Annotated in this window: 18 protein-coding genes; 4 read left to right on the top strand and 14 right to left on the bottom strand. The window is 66.0% G+C overall.

All coding sequences use genetic code 11. The annotated features are described in order from the left end of the window. Window positions 1-13 precede the first annotated feature (13 nt). From ACX1DX_RS13105 to ACX1DX_RS13080, 6 genes are all read right to left on the bottom strand, one after another. Window positions 14-838 (bottom strand): carbohydrate ABC transporter permease, encoded by an 825-nt coding sequence (locus tag ACX1DX_RS13105; RefSeq protein WP_077343552.1) that lies wholly within the window; start codon window positions 836-838, stop codon window positions 14-16. Further along, window positions 835-1752 carry a carbohydrate ABC transporter permease gene (locus ACX1DX_RS13100; protein WP_345579282.1) on the bottom strand — a complete coding sequence of 306 codons (918 nt, stop codon included), beginning with the start codon at window positions 1750-1752 and terminating at the stop codon, window positions 835-837. Before ACX1DX_RS13100 ends, ACX1DX_RS13105 begins: the two co-directional genes overlap by 4 nt. Window positions 1753-1760: 8 nt before the next feature. Further along, complete coding sequence (locus ACX1DX_RS13095; protein ID WP_459396944.1) at window positions 1761-3065, bottom strand: ABC transporter substrate-binding protein; 1305 nt, start codon at window positions 3063-3065, stop codon at window positions 1761-1763. A 69-nt stretch (window positions 3066-3134) separates the two neighbouring features. Next, entirely contained in the window at window positions 3135-3425 is a 291-nt protein-coding gene (locus tag ACX1DX_RS13090; protein ID WP_459398220.1) for a penicillin-binding transpeptidase domain-containing protein, read from the bottom strand. 364 nt (window positions 3426-3789) lie between these two features. Continuing rightward, a complete protein-coding gene (locus ACX1DX_RS13085) occupies window positions 3790-5532 on the bottom strand; it encodes a hypothetical protein (protein WP_459396943.1) in 1743 nt (580 codons plus the stop codon). After that, window positions 5529-6044 (bottom strand): SigE family RNA polymerase sigma factor, encoded by a 516-nt coding sequence (locus tag ACX1DX_RS13080; protein WP_459396942.1) that lies wholly within the window; start codon window positions 6042-6044, stop codon window positions 5529-5531. The genes ACX1DX_RS13085 and ACX1DX_RS13080 overlap by 4 nt, the downstream gene beginning before the upstream one ends. Before the next feature lie 230 nt (window positions 6045-6274). Here ACX1DX_RS13080 and ACX1DX_RS13075 point away from each other — a divergent pair, with 230 nt between their 5' ends. Beyond that, on the top strand, window positions 6275-6829 hold the full coding sequence (locus ACX1DX_RS13075) for a GNAT family N-acetyltransferase (RefSeq protein ID WP_459396941.1): 555 nt from the start codon (window positions 6275-6277) through the stop codon (window positions 6827-6829). 61 nt (window positions 6830-6890) lie between these two features. On the opposite strand, the gene ACX1DX_RS13070 is transcribed toward ACX1DX_RS13075, so the two are convergent. Together ACX1DX_RS13070 and ACX1DX_RS13065 are read right to left on the bottom strand one after the other, a co-directional pair. Further along, window positions 6891-7469 carry a type II toxin-antitoxin system RelE/ParE family toxin gene (locus ACX1DX_RS13070; RefSeq protein WP_459396940.1) on the bottom strand — a complete coding sequence of 193 codons (579 nt, stop codon included), beginning with the start codon at window positions 7467-7469 and terminating at the stop codon, window positions 6891-6893. Between the two features lie 39 nt (window positions 7470-7508). Then, window positions 7509-7844, bottom strand: a complete 336-nt coding sequence (locus ACX1DX_RS13065) for a type II toxin-antitoxin system Phd/YefM family antitoxin (RefSeq protein ID WP_182781430.1) — start codon at window positions 7842-7844, stop codon at window positions 7509-7511. A 625-nt stretch (window positions 7845-8469) separates the two neighbouring features. Between ACX1DX_RS13065 and ACX1DX_RS13060 the strand changes: the two genes are divergently transcribed. Beyond that, complete coding sequence (locus ACX1DX_RS13060) at window positions 8470-8808, top strand: hypothetical protein (protein ID WP_459396939.1); 339 nt, start codon at window positions 8470-8472, stop codon at window positions 8806-8808. Between the two features lie 201 nt (window positions 8809-9009). Here ACX1DX_RS13060 and ACX1DX_RS13055 read toward each other — a convergent pair whose 3' ends face one another. Beyond that, window positions 9010-9684, bottom strand: coding sequence for a hypothetical protein (locus tag ACX1DX_RS13055; RefSeq protein ID WP_459396938.1), 675 nt, complete (start codon window positions 9682-9684; stop codon window positions 9010-9012). 369 nt (window positions 9685-10053) lie between these two features. After that, window positions 10054-10737 (bottom strand): uridine kinase family protein, encoded by a 684-nt coding sequence (locus tag ACX1DX_RS13050; protein WP_197971685.1) that lies wholly within the window; start codon window positions 10735-10737, stop codon window positions 10054-10056. A gap of 185 nt (window positions 10738-10922) precedes the next feature. Between ACX1DX_RS13050 and ACX1DX_RS13045 the strand changes: the two genes are divergently transcribed. Together ACX1DX_RS13045 and ACX1DX_RS13040 are read left to right on the top strand one after the other, a co-directional pair. Further along, window positions 10923-11165, top strand: coding sequence for a type II toxin-antitoxin system Phd/YefM family antitoxin (locus ACX1DX_RS13045; RefSeq protein WP_459396937.1), 243 nt, complete (start codon window positions 10923-10925; stop codon window positions 11163-11165). After that, window positions 11162-11428, top strand: a complete 267-nt coding sequence (locus ACX1DX_RS13040; protein ID WP_459396936.1) for a Txe/YoeB family addiction module toxin — start codon at window positions 11162-11164, stop codon at window positions 11426-11428. The genes ACX1DX_RS13045 and ACX1DX_RS13040 overlap by 4 nt, the downstream gene beginning before the upstream one ends. Before the next feature lie 44 nt (window positions 11429-11472). On the opposite strand, the gene ACX1DX_RS13035 is transcribed toward ACX1DX_RS13040, so the two are convergent. The 4 genes from ACX1DX_RS13035 to ACX1DX_RS13020 form a co-directional block, all read right to left on the bottom strand. Further along, complete coding sequence (locus ACX1DX_RS13035) at window positions 11473-12021, bottom strand: hypothetical protein (protein ID WP_385899779.1); 549 nt, start codon at window positions 12019-12021, stop codon at window positions 11473-11475. A 102-nt stretch (window positions 12022-12123) separates the two neighbouring features. Beyond that, the gene (locus ACX1DX_RS13030; RefSeq protein WP_459396935.1) at window positions 12124-12369 is read right to left on the bottom strand and encodes a hypothetical protein; all 246 of its coding nucleotides are present in this window, start codon (window positions 12367-12369) and stop codon (window positions 12124-12126) included. Window positions 12370-12541: 172 nt separating this feature from the next. Further along, window positions 12542-13501 carry a hypothetical protein gene (locus ACX1DX_RS13025; RefSeq protein ID WP_459396934.1) on the bottom strand — a complete coding sequence of 320 codons (960 nt, stop codon included), beginning with the start codon at window positions 13499-13501 and terminating at the stop codon, window positions 12542-12544. Next, window positions 13498-14049: an RNA polymerase sigma factor gene (locus ACX1DX_RS13020; RefSeq protein ID WP_459396933.1), complete on the bottom strand. Its 552-nt coding sequence runs from the start codon at window positions 14047-14049 to the stop codon at window positions 13498-13500. The genes ACX1DX_RS13025 and ACX1DX_RS13020 overlap by 4 nt, the downstream gene beginning before the upstream one ends. Window positions 14050-14095 lie beyond the last annotated feature (46 nt).

Here is a 14095-nt window from a genome sequence, read left to right as displayed (position 1 = left end):
CCACGAAGGACGCTCAGCGGATGCCCGACGTCGTCAGCCCCTGCACCAGATAGCGCTGCAGGAACAGGAACACCGCGAGCATCGGCAGGATCGCGACCAGCGACCCCATGAACAGCTCCGGATAGCGCACCCCCTGGCTGGTCATGAACTGGCTCAACGCCACCTGGACCGTGCGGGTCGCGTCGCGGCCGATCAACGTGGGCCACAGGAACGCGTTCCATGACCCGATCAGGATGATCGTGCTCACCGCCGCGATGATGCCGGTGGAGTTCGGCGCGACGATCCGCCAGAACGCCGTCCACGGGTTGCACCCGTCGACGAGCGCCGCGTCCTCCAGTTCGACGGGGAAGTCCAGGAAGAACTGCCGGAACAGGTAGGTCGCGAACGCGGAGAACATGCCCGGGATCACCAGGCCCCGGAAGGTGTCGACCCAGCCCAGCTGCGCCGTCATGATGAACATCGGCAGGAACGTCGTCGTCGCCGGCACCATCAGCGTGAACAACGTCAGCCCGAGCAGGAACTTCGCCAGCCGGTGCGTGTAGCGGGCCAGCGCGTAGCCCGCCATGACGGACACGACGACGGTGCCGCCGGTCTGCAGCACCGCCATGATCCCGCTGTTGAGCATGGCCCGGCCGATGCCGATCGAGTCGTTGGCCAGCAGCGAGTCGAGGTTGGTCAGGTTGAACTGGTCGGGCAGCCAGTTCCAGCGCGGGGCGGTGATGTTGCCCTGCGTCGAGAACGCGTTGCGGACGATCACGTAGAACGGCAGCAGGAACAGCAGCGCCAGCGCGACCAGCACGCCGTAGCGCACCGACGTCAGCACCCGGTTGCCCTTCATCGCGCGGCCCTCCGCTCGTTGCGGCCGAGTACCCAGTTCTGGCCGAGGCCGAACACCACGATGATCGCGGTGAGGATGATGGTGCCCGCGCCGCCGACGCCGAGATCCTGCTGGCCGCCGCCGAAGGCGATGAGGTACAGATGCACCAGCGGGGGGCGACCATAGGGCGGGTACTGGCCGATCGAGCTCAGCATGTTGAAGAACTCGTCGAAGGCCTGGAAGGCGTTGATGAACAGCAGCATGAGGACGGCGACGCTCGCGGCCCGCAGTTGGGGCAGCGTGATCCAGCGCAGCAACCGCCAACCGGAGGCGCCGTCGAGGGCTGCCGCCTCGTACGTCTCGCGGGGGATCTGGTTGAGGCCGGCGATGAACAAGATCATGTAGAAGCCCACCTGCAGCCACAGGCGGACGCTCACCAGCGCGACCCAGTAGAGGTTGTTCCCACCGCCGAGCCAGTTCACCGGGTCGCCGCCGGCGCTGCGGATGAACGAGTTGATCATGCCGAAGCGGGCACCGTTGAAGAACACGAAGCGCCAGATGATGGCGGCGATGACGTAGCTGACCGCCGTCGGGATGAAGAACACCGACCGGAAGAACGCCTGACCGTACTTGAGGTTATTCAGCAGCAGGGCGAGGCCCAGCGAGCACACGTAGGTGAGCGGCACGATGAAGATCGCGAAGATCGCGAACACCAGCAGCGAGTTGAGGAACAGCTTGTCCTGCAGCAGGTAGGCGTAGTTGCCCAGCCCCACGAACTTGGTGGGGGTGACGGTGTTGCGCGCGTCGAAGAACGACAGGTACGCGCTCCACGCGATGGGCACGTACACGAACGCCGCGAGCCCCAGGAAGAACGGCGCGACGAAGGCCAGGAACCACAGGTTGCGTCCCTGGCGTCCGCGCAGCCGCTTCAACATCGGGCAGGTTAGCCCTTCAGCTTGGCCAACTCGGTCTTGGCCTTCTCGGCGAAGCCGGCGAACTCGGCCTTCGGGTCGGCGTCGTTCTTGATGACGTTGCTGACGGCGGCGTTGAACGCGTCGCCCAGCGCACCCGACCACATGATGTCGTTGGTGAAGCCGTTCTCGGCGACGTACTTCGCGGCGTCCGCACCGGCGCCGTCGGCGAGCTTGTCGGCCTTGGGCACCAGCGCGACCTTGGCGGGCACGTGGGTGCCGTAGGCGTTGGAGAAGTCGACCTGCTTGTCCTCCTGGTCGATCCACAGCCACTTGACGAAGTCCTTGGCGGCCTGGACGTTCTTGCCCTTCGCCGCGACGCAGGCGCCGAACGCGCCGAACGGCACCACCGGGCGTCCCTTGGCACCGATCGCGGGGAACGCGATGACGCCGACGTCGTCGCCGTGGGCCTCCTTGATCGCGGGCAGCGACCACAGGCCGCCCCACTGGAACGCGGCCTCGCCGTTGACGAAGGCGCCCGGGTCGTACCATTCGGCCGACGCGGCCTGGAGGACTCCGCCAGACTTCGAGAAGTCGCGGTAGGCCACCAGCGCGTTGTAGAAGTCGTCGGTGAGGAACGCGGCCTCGGTGCGCTCCTCGTTGAGCTGCTCGTGGCCCGAGGCCCACAGCAGGATGGTGCCGAGCACGCCGACGCCGCCGTCGTTGCCGGCGAAGAAGCCGCCGATGTCGGAGGTCTTGACGGCGTTGGCGGCCGCGACGAGCTCCTCGAAGGTGGTGGGCACGGCGATGTTCTTCGCCTCGAGCAGCGAGGGCCGGTAGTACAGCAGCTGCATGTCGATGGTCTGCGGGACGCCGTAGATCTTGTCCTCGAACGTGAAGCGCTTGATGACGGCGGGGTTGAACTGGTCCTTGACCGGATCGATGATGTCGTTGAGGGGCTCGAGCTGACCCGAACGGATCATGTCGAGGCTGCCGCCCTGCTCCACCTCGAAGACGTCGGGGACGTCGTCGGTGAGCAGCTGGGCCGCGAGGATCTTGGCGTACTCGCCGGGGGTCCACTTCACCTCGACCTTGGCGCCGGTGTACTCGGCCGCGTACTTCTCGACGGCCTCCTTCACGCCGGCCTCGCCGTACTCGTGGTACCACTGCGTCAGAGTGACGTCGGAGGCGGGGGCCGAACCTGACGGGCTACCCGAGGGGGCGGTGCCGGTGGGCGATTCGGACGAAAGCGGGTTGTTGTCGCCACAGGCGGCGAGGACGGCGGCTGCCGAGAGACCGCCACCGACGAGCAGGAGGGTGCGACGATTCAGGTTCATGGTCGAACTGTGGCACGGTTCGGGGTTGCAGGAAGGCCGTGTTCCGCCGATTTCTCTCCTGGCGTACGGCTACCGGAACAGCTGGAGGATCAGCGGGGCCGCCGTCGACCCGCCGCTGTCGCCCACCTCGACGAACGACGCCACGGCGTACTTGTCGTTGTAGGCGATCATCCAGGCGTGGGTCTGCAGGGCGCCCGCCTTGCCCCACTGCGCGGTGCCCGTCTTGGCCCCGGTCATCACGCCCTTGAGTGACTTGCCGGTGCCGGAGTCGACCGTGGCCTTCATCATCGTCTGCAGCATCTCAGTTGCAGAGGACCGCAGGAAGAGCGACCAGCCAGGAACCACCCCGCGCACGAACATACCCTTCCCCACCGTCACGACCCCTAACCGGGTCGTGACGGTGGGAACCACGGCCTGACAGCCCCATTTGTCGGTGGGTGGCGGTAGGTCGGAGTCATCCAAACAGGGGGTGCTTGACCAGCACCCCAGCATCTTCCGGAAGGGGAAGACCATGAATGAGAAGTTTTTGGCATCGTCACCGTCAGCGGTGATTGAGTCCACCGCTGAACGGATGGGGTTTCAGCCGGTTGAATCGGCCGTCGTTGTGGCGCTTGTCGGTCGGACGGTGGCGTTCTGTGCGCGGATGGATCTGGCCGACGCGGTGGAGGCGTCCACGGGCGTGACTCCCGCGCTGGACAGCACCGGCGCAGACGGCGTGCTGCTGCTAGAGCTCGAAGATGCGGTCCAGCTGGGCCTGCACGTCCGGCGACGGGGTCCACACGCGCGGGCCGTCGGCGATCCAACCGAACGAGCCGTCCTCGCCGCGGAGCAGCGTCATGGGCTCGCCGTACTTGTTGACCCACACCAAGGTGCCCTCGCTGGCGGCCCAGTTGTCGGGCTGCGGGGCACTCTCGAACGTGGCGGAGATGGCCTTGACCAGCTCCTGCGGCAGGTCCACCGGCAGCGCGCCGTCGGGGCCGAGGCAGGCGACGATCTGGGTCGCGTCCCCGTCCTCGGGGCTGAACGGGACCAGCGAATCGGCCCGCGGGCACAGCTCCTGCGCGCCGTAATACATCCCGGCACCCTCATCCCCGGTCTGTTCGTGGAACAGGTCCACCAGCAGGCCCACGAGGTCGCCGTCCTTCTGGACCGCGCCCGTCGCCGGGCCGCAGCCGTCCGCCCGCACGGCCGCCACGTCGCCCTCCATGCCGGCATACACCACATACACCTCGGGCCTGGTGCCGTCGGAAGGAAGGGCGCACTCCCCCTCGAGCACCGGGAGTCCGTTGAACGCCGCCACCGCGCGCTCCACGAACGCCGGCTCGTACAGGCCCCCGGGCGCGATCAGCCGCGGCCCGCCCTCGGGGCTCTCGAAGCAGAAGTAGACGCCGGTGATCTCGCCCTCGATGACCGCAGGGGTTTCTGCAGCGGTGTTGCGGGCCGCGGTGCAGTCCGGCCGCTCCGGCACGTACGGCTGCTGGGTGACGGGGTTCCCGAGCTGGCCGACGAGGGCGTCGAGCTCTGCCGCGAGGTCGCCCTTCGGGCGCCAGACCTGGCTGCCCACCACGTAGCTCCCGCTGGCGAAGCGGGTCAGCGTGACGGACTCGCCCCACGCGTTGGCGAGCACCAGCCGTGCGGTGGGTTCCCATTCGCCCAGGGCGCCGTCGACGGCGTTGGCGGCGACGTCGTCCTTGACGCGCTGGAGCACGTCGGCCGGCAGCTCAACACCCTCGCTCTTGGCGCCGGTGCCGTCGTCGGGGCGGCACAGGGCACCCTGCGTGGCGCCGTCGACCGTGGCCGGCAGGATGGCACCGATGGACGAGCAGACCTGCTCCGACGAGAGGCTGGAGGTCGGCGCGGGGCTCGCGGCCCGCTGCGCCTGCCACAGGCCGGCGAGCGTGTCGAGGAACGCGCCACCGCCGGAGCGGTTGCCCACGCTGCGGCAGCCGTGCAGCTCGCCGCGCACGGGCGTCATCGTGCCGTCTGCGGCCTCGGCGACCACGACGTAGGTCAGGGTGTACTCCGCCGTGCAGGCCTGGTTCGGGTCTGCTTTCGGGAGCTCCTGGAAGGCGGCCAGGGCCTCGTCGACCCCCCGCGTCAGCGGGTCCTGCGGCCCGGTGCGGGAGAAGCCGATCTCACCCGGCTCGTCGCACAGCCACAGCCGGACGGCCTCCTCCGGCAGTTCGTCGGCTGTGGACTGGTCCGCCCCGGAACACGCGGCCTCGCGGTCCCCGGCTGCAGTCGCGACCGGCTCGGTGCCGACGGGCGCGGGCACCGCGGTGTCGCTGGACCTGTTCACCAACTGCAACGCGAACGGGCTCACGACGGCGAGCGCGGCCACCATGGCCAGCGTGCCGACGGTCACCCGTCGGCGACCCGCGCGACGGCGGGCATCCTCGGACCAGGCACCGTCGCCGGGGCGGGGCAGGTCGCGCTTGAACATCTCGGACAGCTGGTCGTCGCTCATGACCGTTCCTCCTCGGACAGGTGAAGCGAAGCGCGCAGAGCCGCGCGCCCCTGGGAGGTGTGTGCCTTGACGGTGCCCTCGGCGATGCCGAGCAGCTCCGCCACCTCGGTGACCGTGCGGTCCTCCAGGAACCGCAGCACCATCACCGCGCGCTGCATCTTCGGCAGCGCGGCCAGGGCCCGGACGACGTCCATACTGACCGCCTGGTCCGCGCTCGTCGTTGGGCTGTCGGGCAGGTCGTCCGACTGCAGCTCGGCGTTCCACTTCCGCCGCCACCACGACACATAGGTGCGGTAGATGGTGGTGCGGACGTAGGCCTCGAACTTGGCGTCGTTGGCGAGCACCGTGTAGCGGCCGTAGGTGCGCCCGAGAGCGGTCTGGACCAGGTCGTCGGCCTTGTCGCGGTCGCCGGTGAGCAGCCACGCGGCCCGCCAGAGATCAGCGCGGCGGGTGCGGACGAACGAGTCGAAACCCACTGCCGTCTCGTCGACGGTGGGCTGGGCTTCGGACACGAGTACCTCCATACCTGTTACGACGCGTTGGCCCAAGTATGGGGTTTAGTCGCCGGTTCAGGAGACGGAAGTTCTAGCCATGGAGAGCGTGAGAATGCCGGATGGGTCGCGCAGCGAACCACGGAAGGCCCGAGGCGCATTCGTTGCCGCTCATGCCGAGAGTCGGACGTTGTCGCTGTAGGCAGAAACCGCATCGCCGAGGCCACTGGAAGAACAGCTATGGTCTCGTCATGCCGTCGTTTTCAGATGAAGTCATCAAGTCCCACGGGGTCGTACTTCGCCCTCTGACCGAGGCGGATGTGCCGGCGATCGCGATCGCCTGCTCCGACCCGCAGACCCAGAAGTGGCTTCCCCTGCCCCAGCCCTATACCGAGGAATCCGCACGGTTCTTCGCGCTGGAGATCGCGCCTCAGGAGTTGGCCAGCGGCACAGCCTTGGAACGAGCTATCGAGGTCGACGGGCAGTTCGTCGGCGTGATCGGACTCAAGAACACCGACTGGGACGTGGCCAAGACTGAGGCCGGCTACTGGCTCGGGCCTTGGGCCCGAGGCCGCGGCATCACCGCGCGAGCACTCGCCGCCATCACCGACTGGGCGCTCGACTCCCAAGGCATTGGCCGCGTGGAGGTCCTCGTCGCCACCGGCAACGCCGCCTCGCTGGCCACGGCCCGCAAGGCGAGGTTCATCCAAGAAGGTACGCTCCGTCGCGCCGGCTATGTCCATGACGGCAAGGCCGATCTCATCATCTTCAGCCGGCTTGACGACGATCCCCGACCCCAGTTCTGACGCGCACCATTGCCGCGATGAGCGCAGCCGGCAGGGAGGGCAGCCTCAGCAGAAGGCCCAGCTACGTTCCCGAACCCGCACCGGAAATATGGTCCGTCCAAGCCCTCTCGGCTTCTTCGAGTGTCATCTCTTGGACCTGGGAGGCGGGGAGGTGCACCACGTAGAGCAGTGCGTCGGTCAACCATCTCGGGACTGGCTCAGGCTTCTCCGGTTCCGGGGTCGCGGTCAGGTCGCTTGCCTGCTTGGCGAAGAGCTCCAGAACCTCCGTGAGCGCCTTGGTCTTCGGTGAGGAGCCAGCGTTAGCGACGCGTTGCCTGATCTCTTCGTAGACCTCGTTGTCCTTGCGGTACCCAACTGCCCAGACCTCCGCGACCTCCACTCGGAAGTCTCCTGCGTCGTCCTGCACGACTCGCCATACGACGCGCCAGTCACGATCGCCGACGGCGATCTTGCGGTAGCCGATGAGACCGCCCAGCAAGGGGGCGCCTGCGTTGGGGTCGCGCTCGATCTGGATCATCTTCTTCAAGGCCCAGCGCACGATCTGCGGGTCGGCCTTGAACAGGGTCTCCAGGTCCTCGACCGCATCCCCGGTCAGGCGCACTAGACACCCGGGTACTTCCGGGTGCTTCTTTTCAGCCATGCGTAACCGCTGGCCCGGGGCCGGACCGGAGTTGCGTTATCACTCGCGGCCGGTGGCTAGGTCAGCGTCGAGCTCGGCCTCGAGTTCCACCCGGTCGAACCCGAACGCCGCGATGGCGTCGTCCAGATCGGTGCGGCTGCCAGTGTCAGAGAGCTCGCGCGACAAGACGAGGGAAGCGGCGATCAGGTCAGCCCGAACACGGTGAAGCTCGTCGAACTGTTCAACGGAGATAACGGCAGCGACCGCGCGCCCGTGGCGCTCGACGATGATGTCCTCACCACGCTCCGCATCCTTGACCAAGCCCGCGACACCGCGGCTGGAGGCTGCGGTAACGGACAGAGTCCGCTCGCGGTGCAGGTCAGCGAAGATGGTCATGACAAGAACTGTATAGGAATCTGTGCAGATTGCAAGAGCGTGCGCGTACCTCCCCGGTGAGAAGCTATCGATCCTGCGACTAGAGGTCTGGCCCAAGAGGGCCCTTGAACGAGGGCTGCGCAACGTCCGGTCATGCCGCGCAGTGAGCCGCGGGGAGACGGGTTCGCGATCATCCTCGACGCCCTGACCTAGGGGTCGGTCACAGTCGTTCGCCCGCTGGCCTGAGTTCCCCTCGAGCCGTCACAGTCGAGTCGCTACATCGCAGGCATTCAGAGACGAGGAATCTTGTCCGCGCTTTGCTCCTCTCGCCAATTCTGTCGGTCCTCATGGGCAAGATGCTGTCGTGGATCCCTCACTAGCTCTCTCCGCCATCGCCACCTTCATCTCGGGTGCTGCACTCTACGTGTCGATCAAACAGCCGCTTCGGGCACAACGGCTGTCAGCAGCTCAGGTTGCGGCCGCCGCGATCATCGAGTCCGTCGGTGCGATGCGTGAGGCTGTCTGGGCGTCTGCCGCGGACCGACCAGACCCGGACAGCGTGGCGAGGCTGGCTTACGACGTTGATCGCACGTGCCGAGCCCACCGAGGATCTCTCCCGAGAGGCCTGCGTGGAGTTGGCCGGCACGTGCGTGACGCTGTTGGCAACTACCTCGGTGGTGCAAGCGGATATGCCCTGGATCCGAACCTCAAAGGACTGGCATTCTCCGATCACGAACGCCATTGGTGGGATGTCAGCATTACGTATCTGGACTACGTGGTCGACACCGTCGGCCAGTGGCGCAACAACCCGCAGGTGCGTCGTGTGGAGTTCACACCCTTCCATGAGTGGCGTCGCGCCGAGGACGAGGCGTACCGCGCTCTCAGCCTGAGCGGGGCGGGTTCGGCGCCGGAGTGGTGTTCATGCAGTCCGGAGCGCCTCCCTGCCGAGGGCCACGAGGCACCAGCCTCGCATCAGGGCACTTGAGAAGGGGTGCCTCGTTCCCTGCCATCGTGCGGACGCGGCTGAGGCGTCATCCGCTCATGCCGCGCCGCAGCGACTGCGCCGTGCCGAAGGCTACGCCTGAACGCGCTGATCCGCGAGGTTGCACTTCATTGGACAGCATTAGGCTGGGCCGTGGGCGCGGGTAGGCGAGTCCTCCCGCGGACATGTTTGCTGACGAAGTGCTCAGCCATCGCTCCGGTGAGTTCCGCGAAACGTGCGCGCGTTGTGATGACGGTGGACACGCTGCAGGATGTTGTGCTGCTCGTAGTTGATGGCCAAGCTCACCGCCATGACGCCTCGCCGTTTGAGCGGGCGGGGATTCTCTGAGAAGTCAACCATCCACAGCGACTGTGTTGCTCGGCGCCAGTCCTTGATGGAGGGGAACTCCTCGGTGAACTCGACCAGATCTGCCTCAGTCACCTCAACAGCGTCTATGTCAATGACTTCGAGCAGAACCGTGTGATACAAGTACTCGGCCTGAGCCTCCGAGTCGCCAAGGTCGATCTCCGAGAACCATTGCCTGTACTCCGCGACCTCTTCAGGGGTGTTGTCCGTCGACGTCACGATCTGGAAGCCATAACCTGCCTCACGCAGAGCGTTCAGTCGCTCGTCCGTGGTGCAGGCCAAGTCGTACAGGGCCCTGAACGCCGTCCAGTCTTCACGAACATCTACCGCGTGAGCGGAGAAACGCAGATCGACACCTTCAGGCCCCCATCCACGATAAATGACCCAGTACTCGCGATACGGGTCAAGGCCGTGACCATTGCCCAGCCTTCCCCAGAGATCCTGCCACTCCTCCGGAGCCCTGGGATGGCACCAATTCTCGATGCCCGCGATTGCGGACCTAGGATCGGACATAAGGGGACCACCTTATCCTTCAACCACTGCTTCTTGCCCACCTTTTCCCTTGCTGCTAAGGGACACACGAACCGGCTCGACGTGGGTTCCCCGACGCCGCGCTGGAGAGGGCTCCACTGCCGCCACGCAGGGCTCGGCCGCGGACAGGGCAGGGTCGGGACCAGCCCAGACCATGCCTTGGCACTCGCTGGTGGAGGGTCCTCGTAGGGAGGAGAGCCTTCGGGAATCTCGGCATCGCTGCCTCGGCAACGCACGCTCGCTCTGGCAGCCAACAGACTGCCTCCCTGGTTTGTCGGCAACATCCGCACATGCCGCACTGAGCGTGGCCGCACGCTACTGTCGCGTTGGCAGATGCGGGGGCACCTACCATCAGAGCCACGGGTTGTTCGAAGGTGCAGGCGCTACGGCGAACTGCCCCTCATCGAGGTCGATGGTTGGGGAACCGGCAACCACCAGGCAGGCCCGCTCCCACGGACGTTGCTCGGCAAGAAACCGCACTTCATGTGCCATCCACTCGTGCCAGAACGCGATCGTCTGCTCGCGATCACCGTTCACACCCTCGGCCATGTCGCGAGCGATCCCCCGCCGCTCGGCCTCCTGAAAGTCCGACTGCACCCAGATCGAGGCATCAACGAAGTGCTCGAACTCGCGTTGGCTTGCGCCGACGCCCTCGATGACGACCAAGTCCGCCTCCGCGGCAACCTCGATCACGCCTTCGCGTCCATGCAGCCCCCACGCCGGCGGCTGAAACCGCACACCCTCCCCACGGTGCAGTGTCACCAGGATCTCGTCGCGCAGCAGATGCCCCCAGGCGAAGAACGGCTCATGCCAGGCCAGGTCATCCGTGTGGACGACCGCAGAACGGGCGACGGCCCGCTTCAGCTCAGCAGCCAGCGTCGACTTACCTGAGGCTCCCCTGCCGTCCACGGCAACGATCTGCGGCCGACCCAGCGGCTGCCCGGCCACCTGTAAAACGTGATTGACCAGCTCGGCAGTGTCGAGGGCCCGCCAAGGCCCCGCAGCGGGTTCACCCTCGAGCAAGGTCATGGTCATGACCCCATTCTAATGCCGACAGCAGCCATGCTCGCTCATGCCGCTCCTGGGACGGTCGAGTCCGGTGTGGCAGGTGTATGGCCAGACCGAATCGCATCGGTGCCCCTGCCGCGTGACCCCGACTCTTCCGTCCATACTTGCAGGAACGTACGTCATAACGTACGCTGCTTGGGGAGGTGGTACCCATGACTGCTGTAAGCGCAACGTCTGCCCGCGCGAACCTGTACCGGTTGATCGACCAGGTCAACGAAGAGTCCGAGCCGCTGACCATCACCGGTCAGCGTGGCAACGCCGTGCTTATCGGCGAGGAGGACTGGCTCGCCATCCAGCAGACGCTGTTCCTTGAGTCGGTACCGGGGTTGGCCGGTTCCATCCGTCGCGCCCGCGCGGAGGGCGTCGACGCGGGCTCGACCGAGCTTGACTGGTGAGTCCCTGGACTCTGGTGTACTCACGCCAAGCCCAGAAGGACGCCAAGACGCTGGCCTCCTCAGGGCTGAAGACGAAGGCGCAGCACCTTCTGGAGGTTCTGGCCCAGGATCCGTTCACCACGCCACCCAAGTACGAGAAGTTGGTCGGCGACCTCGCTGGCTGCTACTCACGGCGCATCAACATCCAGCACCGACTTGTCTATGAGGTGCTCCCTGATCGCCACGTCGTCCACATCCTGAGGATGTGGACCCACTACGAATAGCCACTCACCGAACATCCGGACATGCCGCGCAGATGAAGGAGGTGCTACTGGACGTCGTCGAGGGTCTCGCAGTCGTTCGTGAGGGCAAGATTCAGCTCGGAGGTCGCGTTGCGATCGTAGCGTTCGCCGTCGACCCGATATGTAACGATCTGGCTGTGGACCCGTCCGGTCTCGGCCCCGTCACGAGACAAACCGAGTGCCAGATCCACATGGGCGCCGGGAGCGATGACGTACCCGGCTACCGATTGGCGACCGGCCCACAAGTCTGAACTTTCCTCCGCCGGATTGTGCATGACTCCCACTCCTAGCATGGTTCCGTCAGCGAGTCTCACCGCAGGTACGGCGAAGGCGTCGTTCATCAGGATGTGATCCTGCTCCCCAAGGTGGACGGCCTTCAGCGTGATCGGGCTCTGACCCGCATTCGATACCGAGACACCGAACCAGTACGGCTCGACCTTGCCGGGCAGGACACCTGCGCATACCGCGATGGTGTCGTCCGGAACTTTCAGGACAGCTCCGCCTCCGGTGCAGCCTGCGAGGACCAGTGCTGCGGTGAAGCACTTGAAAATGCGGATCAGTTGTCCCCGGTTCATAACCGGACGCTAGACCAGCACCACAATCATCCGGCACCCGGGTCTGGAAAACCCTGGTCGCGCTGGAGTCGAACGTCCGGATCTGCCGCGACCAGGGGCTTTCTACTCCTTGTTGGGGTCGCTTCCTTGAAGTCGGATCAGGCCCATACCGCGGACCGGCGCGCAGACGTAGAGCACGTAGGTTCTGCCACGTCGCTCGGTCTCTGCCCGCCCGAGAATCTCGGAGACGTCGGCTCCAGTGATCTCGAGTTCCTCTGCCGCACCGTGGGCATCGTGGAAGTAGACGCGGTAGCGGGGATCGGTCACCTCCCACGTCTGGTCCCGGGGATCAACGGAGCTCACGAGCATAGACACAGCCTGCCAGACCCGAATTCCGACAGCTACCCGCGTGCTCCCCAGACACTCGGATCTCTGCCGCGCTGCGGTCGATTGCATTGCGGCTGATCGCCGCGACCTCATCGGGGCCGCCCCAACGGCCAGCCCTCACAAAGTGTTCGCTAGCTTCGACGTAAGGCTCGCCTCACCGGCAAATGAGATCGCCCGCTGGGTTGATCGTGTCGTCAAAGCCGACTTCGCAGTCCAGCACGTCCGCGGCGTCCTGAACCTCCTCGGGAACCGTGTCGACCACTAGGCGCTCGTAGGTGACCTTGCGCTCACTCTGCACGCCTTGGAAGCCGACCAGCTGCCCGGCTTCCGGGTCGATCATCAGCATTTCAGTGACTTCACCGCCTTCAAGGGTGAACAGGGCGACGTCGCGGCCGTCGACGACCATTTCGTCGGCAACCGAAATGTCTGGCACGTTCTTGAGTACCTCGAACATGGCGGAGCGAAGGTCGGCTGGGGGGGCTCCGTAGGTCAGCGCGTAGTTAATCAGGACGAACACGCCGGCGTCGGTGGAGGGCGCCCCTATCCCCTCTGCGTCTGCGTAGAGCCGCGAGCGCAGTTGCTCTGCGTCGCGGGGGAGCGAAGCGAGGAACGCGGGGCTCGGCCAACGCCAGCTGTCGACCATGGCGTTGGGGCTCTTGGTCATGGTCCAGATCCGGTCCTCGCCCAGCGGTGGGCAGCCAGGTGTGGTGTCGTAGCTCTCGACGTACCAGCTGGGTCGGTTCCCATCCACCGCGAGGTAGTGCGTTTCGGTGAAGCTCTCGCCGCACACCTCTCCGGTGCCGTAGTCGGCAGTCCCAGTCATCTTCCAGTATTGGTCCGCCGTCGCCGGCGGGTCGACGGCGTTGATGGCAGCCTCGGTCAGAATCTGATCGGCGCGCGCCGTGGCGCCGGTTCCGACCAGGTTGCTCACGCCGACGGCGGTCACCATCACCACGGCTGCGGCCACCGCGCCGATCCGCCACCCCGCATGACGTTTGGCCGGCGTCGTGGGCGCGATCGCCCTGACCAGGATGTGGCGGCGCTCGTCGTCGCTGTAGTCAGGGACACCGGCAGCAGGGTCAGCAGCCCTCAGCAGGGTGTCAATGTCGGTCATGACGGTTCTCCTTGAAGGTGTGGGGTGACGACGGCGAGTGTGAGAGCTGGATCGGAGTCATTGAGCAGTTGTTGGGCGCGCTGCCTGGCACGCTTGAGTCGAGTACGAGCGGCTGCATCGCTGAGGTCGAGGACCACGGCTATCTCTTGTGGAGTCAGCCCCTCCCAGGCCGTCAGCCGGAGGATTTCGGCATCTGTGGAGGAGAGCTGGCTGAGCACGCTTTCGGCCAGGACTCGGCTGGAGGCGTCGGCTCCGGCCTTGGGCGTGTCTGCCAGCGCCCCGGCGATTGCGTCTCGGAGATTGAGGCGCCGTGCCAGTCCCCGGCGTTCGTGGGAAACCACGTGATGGGCAGTGCGTAGCAGCCAGGGAAGAGCAGGCTCGGGGACATTGGGGCGACGCTTCCATGCGATGCTGAACACCTCCGAGACCACATCGTCAGCCGCATCCGGGCCCACGCGTCGGATCGCAAAGGCCCTGACTCGTTTCGAGTAAAGCTTGAATAGGCTCTCAAGCCATTCCAGATCTCGCGGCGGGGGAAGCTGTCTCATGCTCAGTAGTTCCCGCTCCTCGCCGCATCGTGACAGCCCATTCTGC

It is taken from the genome of Tessaracoccus zhenghani, from assembly GCF_054552775.1.
This window is presented reverse-complemented; position numbering and strand designations above follow the sequence as displayed.